Annotated in this window: 16 protein-coding genes; 11 read left to right on the top strand and 5 right to left on the bottom strand. The window is 39.9% G+C overall.

Going from position 1 to position 14901, the window contains the following annotated elements; all coding sequences use genetic code 11:
• Positions 1-13 precede the first annotated feature (13 nt).
• Together AAEZ18_RS05830 and queG are read left to right on the top strand one after the other, a co-directional pair.
• The gene (locus tag AAEZ18_RS05830; RefSeq protein WP_350549891.1) at positions 14-1234 is read left to right on the top strand and encodes a methyl-accepting chemotaxis protein; all 1221 of its coding nucleotides are present in this window, start codon (positions 14-16) and stop codon (positions 1232-1234) included.
• Between the two features lie 109 nt (positions 1235-1343).
• Positions 1344-2483 (top strand): tRNA epoxyqueuosine(34) reductase QueG, encoded by a 1140-nt coding sequence (gene queG / locus AAEZ18_RS05825; RefSeq protein WP_220488969.1) that lies wholly within the window; start codon positions 1344-1346, stop codon positions 2481-2483.
• Between the two features lie 42 nt (positions 2484-2525).
• Here the strand turns inward: queG and AAEZ18_RS05820 are convergent, their stop codons facing one another.
• On the bottom strand, positions 2526-3011 hold the full coding sequence (locus tag AAEZ18_RS05820; RefSeq protein WP_011329134.1) for a GNAT family N-acetyltransferase: 486 nt from the start codon (positions 3009-3011) through the stop codon (positions 2526-2528).
• Positions 3012-3102: 91 nt separating this feature from the next.
• On the opposite strand from AAEZ18_RS05820, the gene AAEZ18_RS05815 reads away from it, so the two are divergent.
• The 6 genes from AAEZ18_RS05815 (at position 3103) to AAEZ18_RS05790 (ending at position 8633) form a co-directional block, all read left to right on the top strand.
• Positions 3103-3678, top strand: coding sequence for a glutathione peroxidase (locus AAEZ18_RS05815; protein ID WP_350549894.1), 576 nt, complete (start codon positions 3103-3105; stop codon positions 3676-3678).
• 86 nt (positions 3679-3764) lie between these two features.
• Positions 3765-4046 carry a peptidylprolyl isomerase gene (locus AAEZ18_RS05810; RefSeq protein ID WP_011329136.1) on the top strand — a complete coding sequence of 94 codons (282 nt, stop codon included), beginning with the start codon at positions 3765-3767 and terminating at the stop codon, positions 4044-4046.
• 60 nt (positions 4047-4106) lie between these two features.
• The gene (locus AAEZ18_RS05805; protein ID WP_011329137.1) at positions 4107-4685 is read left to right on the top strand and encodes a glutathione S-transferase family protein; all 579 of its coding nucleotides are present in this window, start codon (positions 4107-4109) and stop codon (positions 4683-4685) included.
• Between the two features lie 17 nt (positions 4686-4702).
• Positions 4703-5053 carry a DUF2750 domain-containing protein gene (locus AAEZ18_RS05800; RefSeq protein ID WP_011329138.1) on the top strand — a complete coding sequence of 117 codons (351 nt, stop codon included), beginning with the start codon at positions 4703-4705 and terminating at the stop codon, positions 5051-5053.
• Positions 5054-5220: 167 nt separating this feature from the next.
• Positions 5221-5901, top strand: a complete 681-nt coding sequence (locus AAEZ18_RS05795) for a site-specific integrase (protein WP_011329139.1) — start codon at positions 5221-5223, stop codon at positions 5899-5901.
• Between the two features lie 158 nt (positions 5902-6059).
• Positions 6060-8633 (top strand): M1 family metallopeptidase, encoded by a 2574-nt coding sequence (locus tag AAEZ18_RS05790; RefSeq protein ID WP_350549897.1) that lies wholly within the window; start codon positions 6060-6062, stop codon positions 8631-8633.
• 260 nt (positions 8634-8893) lie between these two features.
• Here the strand turns inward: AAEZ18_RS05790 and AAEZ18_RS05785 are convergent, their stop codons facing one another.
• Together AAEZ18_RS05785 and AAEZ18_RS05780 are read right to left on the bottom strand one after the other, a co-directional pair.
• Complete coding sequence (locus AAEZ18_RS05785; RefSeq protein ID WP_011329141.1) at positions 8894-9259, bottom strand: hypothetical protein; 366 nt, start codon at positions 9257-9259, stop codon at positions 8894-8896.
• 74 nt (positions 9260-9333) lie between these two features.
• A complete protein-coding gene (locus tag AAEZ18_RS05780; protein ID WP_011329142.1) occupies positions 9334-10212 on the bottom strand; it encodes a hypothetical protein in 879 nt (292 codons plus the stop codon).
• A 116-nt stretch (positions 10213-10328) separates the two neighbouring features.
• On the opposite strand from AAEZ18_RS05780, the gene AAEZ18_RS05775 reads away from it, so the two are divergent.
• The 3 genes from AAEZ18_RS05775 to yjjG all read left to right on the top strand — a co-directional run bounded on the left by AAEZ18_RS05775 (position 10329) and on the right by yjjG (position 12545).
• Entirely contained in the window at positions 10329-11234 is a 906-nt protein-coding gene (locus tag AAEZ18_RS05775) for a phosphoribulokinase (protein ID WP_011329143.1), read from the top strand.
• 76 nt (positions 11235-11310) lie between these two features.
• Positions 11311-11856, top strand: coding sequence for an inosine/xanthosine triphosphatase (gene yjjX, locus AAEZ18_RS05770; protein WP_089368725.1), 546 nt, complete (start codon positions 11311-11313; stop codon positions 11854-11856).
• A 14-nt stretch (positions 11857-11870) separates the two neighbouring features.
• Entirely contained in the window at positions 11871-12545 is a 675-nt protein-coding gene (yjjG, locus tag AAEZ18_RS05765) for a pyrimidine 5'-nucleotidase (RefSeq protein ID WP_350549901.1), read from the top strand.
• 84 nt (positions 12546-12629) lie between these two features.
• Here yjjG and lpxC read toward each other — a convergent pair whose 3' ends face one another.
• Together lpxC and ftsZ are read right to left on the bottom strand one after the other, a co-directional pair.
• Positions 12630-13541: a UDP-3-O-acyl-N-acetylglucosamine deacetylase gene (gene lpxC / locus AAEZ18_RS05760; protein ID WP_011329146.1), complete on the bottom strand. Its 912-nt coding sequence runs from the start codon at positions 13539-13541 to the stop codon at positions 12630-12632.
• Positions 13542-13644: 103 nt separating this feature from the next.
• Positions 13645-14895, bottom strand: coding sequence for a cell division protein FtsZ (gene ftsZ, locus AAEZ18_RS05755; RefSeq protein WP_011329147.1), 1251 nt, complete (start codon positions 14893-14895; stop codon positions 13645-13647).
• Between the last annotated feature and the right edge of the window lie 6 nt (positions 14896-14901).

Raw genomic sequence — 14901 nt, 5'->3', positions numbered from 1 at the left:
TGGTCTGTACATAATGAGTAGCTATATGCGAATTTATAATTTTTTAGAAAAAACACTTTTTTTTACCTTAACGCGCAAAATTGTGGGTAATTTAAGTTTTGTATTTTTATTTCAGGCTATTACTTTATTTTGGCTGTATGAAAGCTTAACCCTAAACCAACAAAGTACTGGGTTATTTTGGGCATTAGCTTTAGTGATTGTGGCTGGCTTTATTTTCACCCTATTTTATATGCGATTTTTAATGGTGCGCCCAGTCAAGGCAATGCGCGACACGCTAATAAATATAAACCAGCAAGATGCAGACTTATCGGCAAAGTTACCCCATTTTACTTATGATGAGTTTCGTGAACTAAGCGAGCAATACAATCTTTTTACTACTCATTTAAATCAGCTACTAAACACAACCTACAATAGCGCCCAAGCAGGCGTGCAAAGTATCGAGCAAGTAACTCAGTCTATGCAACAGACTGAGCAATTAAGCGGACAACAAATACATTTAAGCCATACCATTATAAATGCCAGCAACCAAATAGCGCAGAGCTTACAAAATATAGTAAGTAATACCGACAGCGTGCATAAAGTAAATAATGAGCATTTAAATTTTGTTAAGCTTTCGGCAACAGAGTTGTCGGCCTTAGTGCAACAAGTAAAATTAATAACCGATATGCTAACCGGCTTTTCGGCAACTATTTCAGGCTTAAAAGAAAACAGTGAAAACATTCGTAGCATTTTAAAAATGGTGGAAGAGTTTTCTGATCAAACCAATCTACTAGCCCTAAATGCCGCCATTGAAGCAGCAAGAGCCGGTGATGCGGGACGTGGTTTTGCGGTAGTTGCCGATGAAGTGCGTACTCTTTCAATTAAGGTAAGTGGTGCAACGCGGCAAATTAGTGATTTTATAAACCAAATGAACGAGCTAGTAAACGAAACAAATAAAGAGTCAGAGCAATTAATTACTCACTCACACAATGCGCAAAAATCAATTAATAGTACTTCTAATGGTTTTACTAATATGCTTACTGAATTTGAGCATAACCAGCAACAGTTACAACAAATTGCCGAGGCTGTGCACTTACTTGAGCAAACACAAAATCAAACCCACCAATCGGTAGAGCATATTGTAGCGCTTGGCGAGCAAGCCAAACAAACCATAGATACAGCACTTAATGATTGCCAACAATCACAAACCCTCAGCCAACAAACACAACAACAACTAAAACGCTTTGTGCAGTAATACCTATTTTATTAAAAATAGGTATTTGCTAACAAGCTTATGGGTATAACAAGCGTTTTACCCATAAGCTAAATATGTTAAATTACCCAGCTATTTATTTAACCGTGTGATGCATGTGAGCGACGCAGTTCCTGATTATAAAAACCTTGCCCAACAAATTAAAGCGTGGGGACAAGAGCTTGGCTTTAGCGAAGTAGGTATTACTGATATAGACTTAAGCAAGCATGAAACGCAGCTGCAACGCTGGCTCGACGCCGGCTACCATGGCAATATGGATTACATGGCCGCTCATGGTATGAAACGCGCTCGCCCTGCTGAGTTAGTGCCCGGAACGCAGCGTGTTATTTCGGTAAAAATGAATTACCTGCCCCCCGATGCAGGTTTTGCCAAAACCCTTAAAAACTCAGAAAAAGCGTATATAAGTCGCTATGCTCTTGGCCGCGACTACCATAAATTAATGCGTAATCGCTTAAAAAAATTAGGCCAAAAAATAGAGCTCGAAATTGGCGAATACGGTTTTAGGCCTTTTGTCGACTCAGCCCCGGTACTTGAGCGCCAACTTGCTGAAAAAGCAGGCTTGGGCTGGCGCGGTAAACACTCATTACTTATTAATAAAGAAGCCGGTTCTTGGTTTTTTTTAGGTGAGTTATTTGTTGATTTACCGCTGCCCATAGATGCAGAAAACACCTTTGAAGGCTGTGGTAAATGCGTAGCTTGTATAACGCTATGCCCAACTGGCGCTATTGTTGAGCCCTACGTGGTAGATGCACGTAAGTGTATATCGTACTTAACCATTGAGCTACAAGGCCCTATTCCAGAGCAATACCGAACATTATTAGGTAACCGCATTTATGGTTGTGACGACTGCCAATTAGTTTGCCCGTGGAATCGTTATGGCCAACTTACCGACGAAAATGATTTTCATCCGCGCACCCAATTAAAAGATAAAGACCTGCTTGAGCTGTTTGCTTGGGATGAAGCCACTTTTTTAAAAAACACCGAAGGCAGCCCTATTCGTCGTATTGGCCACGAGCGTTGGTTGCGTAATTTGGCTGTAGGCTTAGGTAATGCTGAATTTAGCCCTAGCATTATTCATGCCCTAGAAGATAAAAGCTTAGCTTGCAGTGAACTGGTTTTAGAGCATATAAATTGGGCGCTGCAACAGCAACGCAATAAGCAAGGTACTATACTGCGTAAAACCGCAAGGCTTATCAGAATTGTTGAAAAAGGCCTACCCCGCGACGCTTAAATGTTTAGGTGTGGAGTAAGCACTTTTAATTAATCGCTACGGTTATAAGTGCTTACCAAAAATAGTTAAGCTGTAAGGGTTATTATCCATAATGGCCACCTGTGGTAACTCGCCCCACACACTAAAATTAAAGTGTTTAAATAGTTTAATACTGGGTAAATTATGACTAAAAATGAACCCTAGCAGCACTTTAATATTAAGTTGCTTAGCTTGCGTTTGGGCAAACTCCATCAGTGTTTTACCTAAACCTTTGCCTTGTGCTTTAGCGGTAATATAAATACTTATTTCTACCGTGCCTTCGTAAGCTACGCGCCCATAAAACGGTTTATAACTAAGCCATGCTAACACTTGGTCATTTTCAGAATATACATAAATTGGCCGCTGAGAAGTGTGACTATCAAACCAAGCTTGCTTGTCGGTAACGCTTACCTCTTCGGTATCGGCGGTAACCATTCTGCTGGCAATGGTTTCGTTATAAATTGCGACTATAGTTTTTAAATCTTCTGGGCGTGCTAAACGGATTGTCATAAGGTCTAGATAAGGTTGATCAGTTGCGTTTATATTAGCGTATCATTGAGGCTATAAACAATATGTAACCTTTTAACTTTAGGCTTTAAAAATGATAAAAATAATATTATTAGCATTAATGGCGTTACTTGTACCCGCATTAGCTCAAGCGCAAAGCACAGCTGAGCAACCCATTAAAAAACAAAATAACTGCCAAGACTTTACTAACGTTACTTTGCGTAAACTACGCTCAAAAGAGTTTGTTAACTTATGCCAATTTGAAAACCAACCGCTGCTAATTGTTAATACAGCGAGTAACTGTGGCTTTACGCCGCAATTTGCAGGGCTTGAAGCGGTTTATAATAAATATAAAGATCAAGGCTTAGTGGTATTGGGATTTCCTTCTGATGATTTTTTTCAAGAAGAAAACAACGAGCAAGACACCGCCAAAGTCTGCTTTGTTAATTACGGGGTTACTTTCACTATGTTTGCCACCAGCGCAGTGCGCGGCAGCGATGCAAACCCTATTTTTAAACACTTAAATAGCCAAACCAGCTCACCTAATTGGAATTTTTATAAGTATTTAGTGTCTGCTGATCGTAAAACAATTACGCGCTTTAACAGTAAAGTAGCCCCCGAATCAGAAAAACTAACTGCAGCAATTGAAGCGACATTAGCTATTAACTAGGTTAAAACCGTTACAATTAGTTTAAACTAACTAAAATACACGTTATTATGATTAAAAAACAACCAGATTAATTATTAGGAGATTTTATGACAGTGGCAAGCGCAAGACATATATTAGTAGATAGTGAAGCACAGTGTTTAGATTTAAAAGAAAAAATTGAACAAGGTGAAGACTTTGCTGTGTTAGCAAAAGCACACTCTAACTGTCCTTCAGGTCAAGATGGCGGTGCTCTTGGTGAGTTTGGCCCAGGTATGATGGTGCCAGAGTTTGATAAAGTGGTGTTCTCTGCGCCAATTAATCAAGTACAAGGCCCAGTACAAACACAGTTTGGTTACCATTTACTTGAAGTAACCAGCCGTTCAGAGTAACTTATTCTGTACCGTAAATTTTGAAAAAAGCCGCTTATGCGGCTTTTTTATGGAGTAATTATGCAACTATTTGGTTCTGTTACCTCGCCTTATGTACGCCGTATTAGAATATGGGCGCTGGAAAATAACTGTGATTTAGAGTTTATTAATCTGGATATTTTTTCAGCGCAAGATCGCCCAACTATGGTGAGCAAAAACCCAGCACGCAAAATCCCTATTCTCGTAGATGGCAATTTAACCCTTAGTGATTCAAACTCAATACTGCGTTATTTACTTGAAAAAACAGCACAGCCAAAATTAACTTGGCCGCAAGAGCACTTACTTACCACTATTAATGCCTGTAATGACTCTTTAGTGGAAATGCTTTTATGCCAGCGCTCTGGTTTTGATACGCAAAGTGATGCGTTATTTTTTAATTTGCAAAATGAACGTATTGTTGAAACATTACACTTTTTAAATGATCATTTAACTGATGATGAATTTAAAGGCTGTGAATACCTCAACATCAGTTTATACTGCCTGCTTGATTGGATTTGCTTTCGTGAACTAACCGACATTAGTCAGCATTCAGCGCTTGTTGCTTTTTATGAGCAATATGGCCAACGCCAAGCAGCAATAAATACCAGTCCTAGTCATTAATTTAAAAAGGTAAACACATGAGCGATATCGAGATTGAATCAGAACTAGTCAACTTTGTTGAAAAAGTACGTATGAGCGAAGTAATTTGGGCACTAGGTGCAGAAGATAATGGCTTTGTAGTGTGTGATTCAAATCAATTTGACGAGACTGACGTATTACTACTTTGGGAAAGCGAAGCGGCTGCTAAAGCTCAGTGTAAAGACGAGTGGAAAGAGTACAGCCCAGTAGAAATTGGCCTTGATGAATTTTTAGATGAATGGGTTGAAGACCTAAACGAAGACAATGCTTTAGTTGGCCTTAACTGGAATGACGACCAAGTATGCGTAGAAATTGAACCAGTAGGTTTAGCACGCGCATTAAGTGAATAATTCACTATAGCTTAATTAATAAAGCATAAAAAAAGCCAACTGCATTCGTGCTAGTTGGCTTTTTTGTTTTAATTAATGAGGTATAAGTATTTATACCCAAAACATACTCGCATCTTGCTATGTTTTGGGTATAAAATGTATTTTGTCATTATTTTCAAGGTACACCGTTGAAAACCCATCTTGGTCGCCGTCCTTTTTCAGCTATGGAGCTGCACACACTTTACACTGGCTATATTTATGGCGATATGCGCGTGGTGCGTGAACAAGCAAAACATTGGCATTTTTGGTTGCCATTAATTGCTTACTATACGGGCGCTTATAGTGACGAAATAGGCTGTTTAACACTTGATGACTTAACTGTTGAGCAAAATATTTTATGTTTTAGTTTTCATACCCACGGAAAAATAAAACCGCGACTTATTCCTGTACATCAAGCGCTAATTAATGCTGGCTTTAACGACTATTTAGCATTTATAAAAAGCCAAAACCAACAGCGATTAATGTTCGACTTGCCAGCTAAAACCGGTCGCTACAGCGAAAAAGTTCGCATTTGGTTTAGCGGCGAAGGCGAGCGCGCTGGTTACTTACAAAAATGTGCAATTCCAAACATTGACCAACTCGGAATGAAAACCGCTATAAGTAGCCTGCGGCTTAACTTTGAGCAGCAAGTACGTATTTATGCACTGCAAGCCAACTCTAAAGACGCGTTTAATTATTTAATGGGCTTTAACGAATACCCACACCCAAATTATAGCAATGTAGCAGTGTTAAATAGCATAATTGGGCAAATTCGCGTTATTAACTCACAACTGCATTGGCAGCGCTTTATCAATCGCGATAGTCACTGACAAACTTTGTTACTCTTTACTCGTCCAAATCCGGGGTTATTCGATTACTCCATAAAAGAAAGCTGCTAGGATATCCGCATATAATACCGTTTCTATTGAAGTAGCGTGGTAACGCTGTCTGCTTTAGTCATTTATAACAATAATAAACTAGGGATACTATGTTTCTTAAAAGCCTCTTAACCGTAAGTGTTGCATTCGCGATGAACGCCGCAAATGCTAACGAATTCGTAATTGAAAAACTCGCAAAACCAAGCAGTCAATCAGTGTCGTTAACACTCGATCCAAGCCAAGATACCTTTACTGGAATGACTGAAATTATTTTAGAAGTACTCAAGCCAACTAACTACATAGAACTAAACGGCGTGGCTTACGCAACTAAAATGGCACAATTACTTGGCGAGCAAAATTGTGACTTAAACAGCGAAATGCTCAAAACCGGTAAAGTAAAATTTAGCTGTGATGAGCAAATTCAGCCGGGTAAATACACCTTAAAAATTGATTTTTCAGCGCCATATAATCGCCAAAGTGTTGGGCTATATAAAACATTAGATCAAGGTACACCTTACTTATTTACTCAGTTTGAAATGAGTGATGCGCGCCGTGCATTTCCGGTGTTTGACGAGCCAAGCTACAAAATTCCATTTCAGCTCACTATTACCGCGCCTACCTCACAAAAAGTATATGCCAATACACCTGAGCTTAAAACTACAGTAAATGGCGACATGACCACCCACTTTTTTGATAAAACACCGCCTATTCCTTCTTATTTAGTAGCAATGGCTGTGGGCCCTTTTGAAGAGCTTAATGTTGAAGGTATGTCGGTGCCAGGGCGCGTAATTACCCCACAAGGTAAAATTCATTTAGCCCAGTACGCAAAAGAAAACATGCCAAAAGTACTAGGCGCACTTGAGGCGTATTTTGGTATTCCTTATGTGTATCAAAAACTAGATTCGGTGGCTGTACCTGAATTTCCGTTTGGTGCCATGGAAAACTCAGGACTTGTAACCTACCGAGAAGATATTTTATTGGTTGATTTAGCTGCCGCTACGCGCAGTAAAAAACAACGCAATGTGTCTATTATTGCTCACGAACTTGCACACCAATGGTACGGTAACTTAGTAACGATGAAGTGGTGGAACGATTTATGGTTAAACGAAGCGTTTGCTAGTTGGATGGCGGCAAAAATTACCAAGCAACTAAACCCTGAATTTGAATCGCACCTAGATTTACCACAAAATAACGTTATGCCACTTGATGCACGTTTGAGTACTAAACCAATTCGTAAACCAATTAAAACCGAAGCCGATATTATGGATGGTTTAGGCCTTGCTTATAGCAAAGGTAGCTCGGTACTTGCTATGGTTGAAAACTGGATAGGTGAAGAGGCCTTTCAAAAAGGTATTCAAAATTACTTAAAAGAATTTTCCTATAAAAATGCCGAAGCTGCCGATTTATGGCAAGCACTTGGCAAAGCTTCTAATAAAGATGTAGCGAGTGTTTTAAAATCGTTTATTGAGCAATCTTCCTACCCACTGATTAAAGTAGCTCAGCAAGGTAGTAAAATAACTTTATCGCAAAGTCGCTTTGTAAATGCCGGTGTTGATGCGCCTGAGCAATTATGGAATGTGCCTGTTGCAATTAAATATGGCGCGGGCGATAAAGTAAAAACAGCGAACGTATTACTTAATAAACAAAGCCAAACGCTAGATTTAGATTTTGCACCCGAGTGGATTTATCCCGATCAAGGCGCATTGGGTTATTACCGCTGGGTGATGGACGATGCACAGTTTAGTGCGCTTATCGACAATGCTGCTGACAAGCTAGATGACCGCGAACGTTTAGCGTTATTATCTGCTACCGATGCACTACTTGATGCTGGTGTTATATCGGCCGCTAAGTTAATGCAAACGCTTGAAGTATTTATAAGCGACAGCCACCCTCGCGTTGCTAATACCGCGCTGGGCTATTTAGTATCGCAACAACGCACCTTTAAAGACGATAGCAATAAAGACTTATGGCCTAAATTTATTCGTGGGGCAGTAACCCCTGCGGCTAAAAAATACGGCTTAGAGGCAAAAGCAGGTGAAGATGGCGCTATTTCACAACTTCGAGCAGCGGTTGTATCGCGTTTAGGTTTTGATGGCGAAGATCAAAATGTGATCAATAAAGCAAAACAGCAAACTCAGGTTTATTTAAACGATCCACAAAAAGTAGACCCGTACTTAGCAGGTACTTATTTAACTTTAGCTGCTTTTAACGGCGATAAAGCGTTGCTTGATCAATTTATGGCAACCTTTAAAACCACCAAAGATCCACAAGTACGTACTAATATGCTCTCGGCTATGGGCTACTTTGCAAAACCTGCACTGCAAAAAGCAGTATTGGCTTACAGCTTAACAGATGAAGTAACCGCATCCGACATGCGCACTATTTTAGCAGGACAAAGCTATACTGATGAGCGCCAAGCGCTGTTTATTGACTGGGTTTACAGTAATTACGATAAAGTAACAGCAAGCTTACCGCCGTTTTTTATCCCTAACCTACCGTATTTTACAACTGCAAATTGTGATGCAAATAGCTTTGCCACAACACAAAGCTTCTTTAATACTAAGTTAGCTGAAATACCAGGTTACGCTCGTACTTTAAGTAAACTAGAAGAAAGTACTAATGATTGTATTGCACTGAAAAATCGTGAGCTTGAATCGGTTAATAACTTCTTAAAAGGTAAGTAGCTAGATTAAGGTTCTAGGTTTTATTTTAGAGCCTAGAGCTGATAACAAAACCAAGCTTCGTAGCTAATAATTTACTGCGAGCTTGGTTTGTTTTTTACTAATACCTAGCATTTTGCGCTGTGGTGTTAAATTTACCAGGCTTTAAAAAAGCGCGGCATACTGCCTTGCCTACTTATAACCTAAACCCAGCTTGGCCGATATTTTGTTAAATCTGAAGCCTGAAGTCTGAAGTCTGAAAGCTGATTTATAAACCTTTACTATTACCCGCCTAAAATCATCGTTAGTTTAGCAATAAAATCTTTTGCTGCTTGCTCAGAGTTTATTTTAAACGCGACACCATAATGAATCGGCTGTGCACTTTTATAAATGCGCGTAGGAAAACGCGTCATTTCGCTACTATGAAAATAGCCCTGAGTACGCACTACCCCATCAATATCGGTAAAATCATCACTAAACACTTCAAATGCTGGGCGAATTATAATTTTACCTTTGCCGCCTTCACTGTGCGTGTAAAACGCTTCTTTTGAATTAACTAACATGTATTCGGCAATATTCTTTATTTTAAAATTACTTCTACACTCTAATTTAATTAGCTGCTCAGTAAGCTCGTCTGCACTATAAGCCACGTTGTAATCCCTATTAGTTAAATTTGCGCATAACCTTAACGCATACGCATTATAAAGTCTGAAATTTATTTAAATTAGTCCTCAGCTACATCACAAACAAAAGCAAGTTTGTCGTTGTTATAACTCATACGGGTAATATTGGTATGGCAATAGGGTGTTAAATCCAGCCATTGCGATACAGTGTTATTGCCACTAAGGTTACGTTGGTAAACACGGTTGTTAAGCGCATAAGCCAGCGTACTGTCGTCTTTTAAGATAAAGTCTTGTACTTGTAGCGGCAATCTAAGTAAGTTTTCTACCTGCTTAGTTTGTGGGTTAAAACGCGCTACAATATGTTGCTCATTTTGGGTGTAACTAAATATAAACTGCGCCATTGTATGATTGTAAATAAGCGTACGACCAATGTTTTTTGCCACAACTTGCCCTTTTGCCGCTGCAACCAAGCTATATTGTAATGTATGTGGCTCACCTAAAATAAACATTACTAAATCGTTATTTATACCCCATGCGTGATATCCCACTGGCTCTATCCAGTCAAAAATACGACTTGCTGCAACTTCGCTATCAAGCGGATATTGCCATAGCTTTTGCTTGCCATTGGCCTCTACCACAATTGCCGATAAGCTTTGTTTATTTGGCATTACGGTAGGTGAGTATTCGCTTACTGGCGTATTGGTTATATTAATAATTTGTTTTGTTGCAAAGTCGTAGTAAGCAATATCGGTTTGGCTTTGCTCAACACTTAATACTTCATGGGTAAAGTAAACACCATTATTGTGTATATGAGGCTGATTATTATAACTATCACTGTCGCTCACAATAGTGACTTGCAGGCCATAAGGAGTATTTAAATCGGCTAATAATACTTGGCTTTTGGGCATACTTGCCTGTGCTACTGAGAGCGTTAAAGCGCTTATTGAAAACAACCCTAGTAGTGGTTTTAAAAATTTCATGCTCTATCTCGTTTTATTTTTAAGCACCCCATGATAACGTTATTTGCTGATTACGTCACTTGACCTAGACCAGCAACATCTTTATAACTAACCGGGTCTTATAAAAGAGAATTAATATGTCAGCTAAACATCCTATTATTGCAATAACCGGCTCTTCAGGTGCGGGGACAACTACCACCACGAATGCAATTAAACATATTTTTCGTAGCCTTAACATTAGTGCGGCTTTTATCGAAGGGGATAGCTTTCATCGTTACACTCGCCCTGAAATGGAAAAAAAAGTACGTGACGCGCAACAAGAAGGCAAACATATTAGCTACTTTGGCCGCGAAGCCAACGACTTTGGTTTACTAGAAACCCTATTTGATAGCTACGGTGAAACCGGCCAAGGTAAACTGCGTCGTTATTTACATACCTTTGACGAAGCGGTGCCTTACAACCAATTGCCCGGCACATTTACTCCGTGGCAAAACCTAGAGCAAAATACCGATTTATTATTTTACGAAGGATTGCATGGCGCTGTTGTAGATCAAGAGCACAATGTGGATGTAGCAAAACATGTAGATTTACTTATTGGTATGGTGCCCATTATCAACCTTGAGTGGATCCAAAAGCTGATCCGCGACACCTCTGATCGTGGTCACTCACGCGAAGCGGTAATGGGATCTATAGTGCGCAGTATGGACGATTATATTAACCATATTACTCCACAATTTTCACGCACCCATATTAACTTTCAACGAGTCCCTACCGTAGATACCTCTAACCCGTTCAGCGCAAAAGACATTCCATCACTCGATGAAAGCTTTGTGGTGATCCGCTTTAGGGGCATTGAAGATGTCGATTTTCCGTACTATTTACAGATGATCCAAGGTAGCTTTATGTCGCGTATTAATACCTTGGTAGTGCCTGGCGGTAAAATGGGCTTGGCAATGGAGTTGGTACTTACCCCACTCATTAAAGATATTATTTTAAAAAAACGAGCATTAGAAAACCTAGCACCACTGGATTTACCTATTTGATATTGGATAACCCACTGCCCTTTTTTGTTAAAGCCAACTCACGTACACTGCTGATTTTGCTTAAAGTGAGATCAGCATGTCGCAACCATTAAAAGTTATTGTGGGCTCTAAAAACCCAGTAAAAATAAATGCTGCTAAGTGCATTTTTAGCATATATTTTCCAGAGCGTGACATTGACTGCCAAGGTGTAAATGCTCCCTCGGGTGTGCCTGATCAACCTATTGGTGAAGAGCAAACTCGCATTGGCGCACAAAACCGAGTGAATTACTGCAAAGAGCACTACCAAGCCCACTATTATGTGGCCATGGAAGGCGGTGCAGAGCAATTTAGTTACGGTGCCGCAACCTTTGCCTATGTAGTTATCGATAACGCGGTAAATCAAGTTGTAGGACGCAGTAGCAACCTACCTTTGCCGCAAATACTGTATAACGCATTACTTAATGGTGCAGAGCTTGGCGATGTTATGGATAAGACTTTTAATACCACCAATATAAAGCAGCAAGGCGGCGCTATTGGTTTACTCACTAATAACCACGCCACCCGCGAAAGTACCTATACTCAGGCACTTACTTTGGCCATGGCACCTTTTTTACATTCAGCGCTTTATTGCCAAACAAATTAATTTTAGGAAGTTTAATGAAATACAGTTACGTGCTGTTTGATGCAGACGAAACCTTGTTTAGATTTGATATTTTAGCGGGCATGACTCGCATGTTTAAAACATATAACGTAGATTTTAGCCAAGCCGACTATCTTCATTATCAAAAAACCAATAAGCAACTATGGGTTGATTACCAAAATGGCGACATTAGTGCCGACTACTTGCAGGTTACTCGCTTTAGCGAATGGGCTACTAAACTAAATGTGCCAGCAAAAGAGCTTAATGATGCATTTTTAGATGCTATGGCAGAAATATGCGAGCCGCTACCCGGTGCCATAGAGCTGTTAAATAAACTTAAGCCCCACGCTAAGTTAGGTATTATTACTAATGGTTTTGCACGTTTACAAACCGTGCGCCTTGAGCATACTGGTTTAAAAGATATGTTTGAATGGTTAGTCATTTCTGAATTAGTGGGCATAGCTAAGCCTAATAAAGCTATTTTTGACCATACCTTTGAATTAATGGGTAACCCAGATAAAAGCCAAATATTAATGGTTGGCGATACTGCCACAAGCGATATTTTAGGCGGTAATAATGCGGGGATTGATACCTGCTGGTTACAACACTCAAACGAGCAGTTGCCCGAGGGTATAAAGCCTACCTATACCGTTACTCATTTGAAGCAGTTACAAAGTATTTTAGAGCTGTAGGTAGCTACGCACTTAAAGTATTTTCAATAGGCAAAAAAAATGACGCTAATTAGCGTCATTTTTTATAACTGTGTGAGCAATAAATTAGGCTGGCGCTAATTCAAGGCCGGGTGCAGGCATCGTTACAGGCGTTTCAAAGGTTGCCCACTCCCATGCTGACTCAGTAGCCATTAATTTACGTAGTAATTTATTATTTAAATCGTGACCCGATTTAAATGCAGTTACTTTACCTAAAATGTTATGACCTGTCATAAACATGTCACCAACACAGTCTAATATCTTATGCTTAACAAACTCATCGCTGTAGCGTAAACCGTTTGGATTTAACACTTTAAACTCATCAAGTACTACTGCGCTATCCATGCTGCCACCTAATGCTAGGTTGTTAGCATGCATATATTCAATGTCTTTCATAAAACCAAAAGTACGTGCACGGCTAATTTCTTCAATAAAGCTTTTCGTCGTAATATCTAAACCAATACGTTGGCGACTTTCATTGATAGCTGGGTGATCAAAGGCAATTTCAAAGTCGATATGAAAACCGTCATACGGTTCTAACTCGGCCCATTTATCGCCTTCTTCAATACGTACTTTTTCTTTAATACGAATAAAGCGTTTTGCTGCATTTTGCTCTTCAATACCGCCTTTTTGTAACAAATAAATGAATGGTAATGCACTACCATCCATTATTGGCACTTCTGAGCTATCTAATTCTACAATTAGATTATCAATACCCATTGCAGCAACAGCGGCAATAAGGTGCTCAGTAGTTGATAAGCGAACACCATCTTTGTTAATTAAACAGGTACATAATTGCGTATCACCAACGGCTTCAGGTGTTGTTTCAAAATCAACAACCGGATCAAGGTCGACACGACGAAATACAATCCCAGTATTTGCGCTCGCAGGTCGGAGAGTTATTGTGACCTTCTCACCTTTATGAAGTCCAATTCCTATGGCTTTGACTACTTGTGCAATCGTTCGCTGTTTAATCATAGGTTCGCTCACTTAAATTCAGTTACAGTTAGACGGCGGATACTAACATAAATACGCCGCAATTGCAATATTCGTTCACATTTCAAACGAAATACTGTTTATATTAATCAGCTTGTTTACGTAAAAAAGCAGGAATATCAAAATAATCTCCGCCTTCTGACTTATCTGATTTTTTGTTACTTGGCGCTGCAGCACTCGTTGTGCTTTTGTTAGCACTAGATGAAGTTGTTTTTTCGTCACTTTCAACTTGCGTCTTTGCTGTGTTTTCTTCAGCGCTTGTGCCTTGGCTTGCAAAGCTTGGTACGTACATGCTGCTACTTTGGTTTGAAGTGCTGGCTACATCAGAACCTGATGCTTTTTTAAAGCCATTATCAACAATGCCAAACTGCGGACGACGATCGCCACCTAAGCCAGTTGCAACTACAGTTACACGTAATTCATCGGTCATTTCAGGGTCAATTACTGCACCTACAACCACAGTAGCATTTTCTGATGCCAATGCTTTTACGTGGTTACCAACAATCTCAAATTCTTCAATCGCAATGTCCATACCCGCAGTAATATTAACCAAGATACCTTTAGCACCTGTTAAATCTACGTCTTCAAGTAATGGGCTTGAGATAGCCGCTTCTGCTGCTTCTTGTGCACGATCAGGACCTGATGCAGACGCAGTACCCATCATTGCAGGACCCATTGCTGACATTACTGTACGTACGTCGGCGAAATCCACGTTGATCAGACCAGAGCGAGTAATTAACTCTGCAATACCCTGAACCGCACCAAATAATACGTCGTTAGCTTTAGCGAACGCATCTAAAAGTGTAGTCCCTTTTCCTAAAACTTTAAGCAGTTTATTGTTTGGAATTGTAATAAGTGAATCTACAATTTCTGACAATTCATTAATGCCTTGTTCAGCAGCTGCAGCTCGCTTTTTACCTTCAAAGTCAAAAGGACGTGTAACTACTGCTACGGTTAAAATACCAAGCTCTTTTGCAATTTTTGCCACTACAGGCGCTGCACCAGTACCAGTACCGCCGCCCATACCTGCTGCAATAAATACCATGTCGGCACCTTCAAGGCTGGCACGAATTGTATCAGCATCTTCTTCTGCTGATTGACGACCTATTTCAGGGTTTGCACCGGCTCCTAACCCAGAGGTTATTTGCGTGCCTAATTGTACAGTAACGTGCGCTGCTGAGTTACGTAATGCTTGTGCGTCTGTATTAGCAGCAATAAAGCATACGCCTTCAATTTGCTGTTTTACCATGTGCTCAACAGCGTTACCGCCGCCGCCGCCCACGCCAATTACTTTTATTACAGCTTCTTCGCTATGTTGTTCCATCATATCAAACATGTTTAC

This window comes from Pseudoalteromonas sp. 19-MNA-CIBAN-0066 (genome assembly GCF_040308705.1).
Classification (GTDB): domain Bacteria; phylum Pseudomonadota; class Gammaproteobacteria; order Enterobacterales; family Alteromonadaceae; genus Pseudoalteromonas; species Pseudoalteromonas nigrifaciens.
Note: the sequence above shows the minus strand (reverse complement) of the source record. Positions and strands in the feature narration are given on the sequence as shown.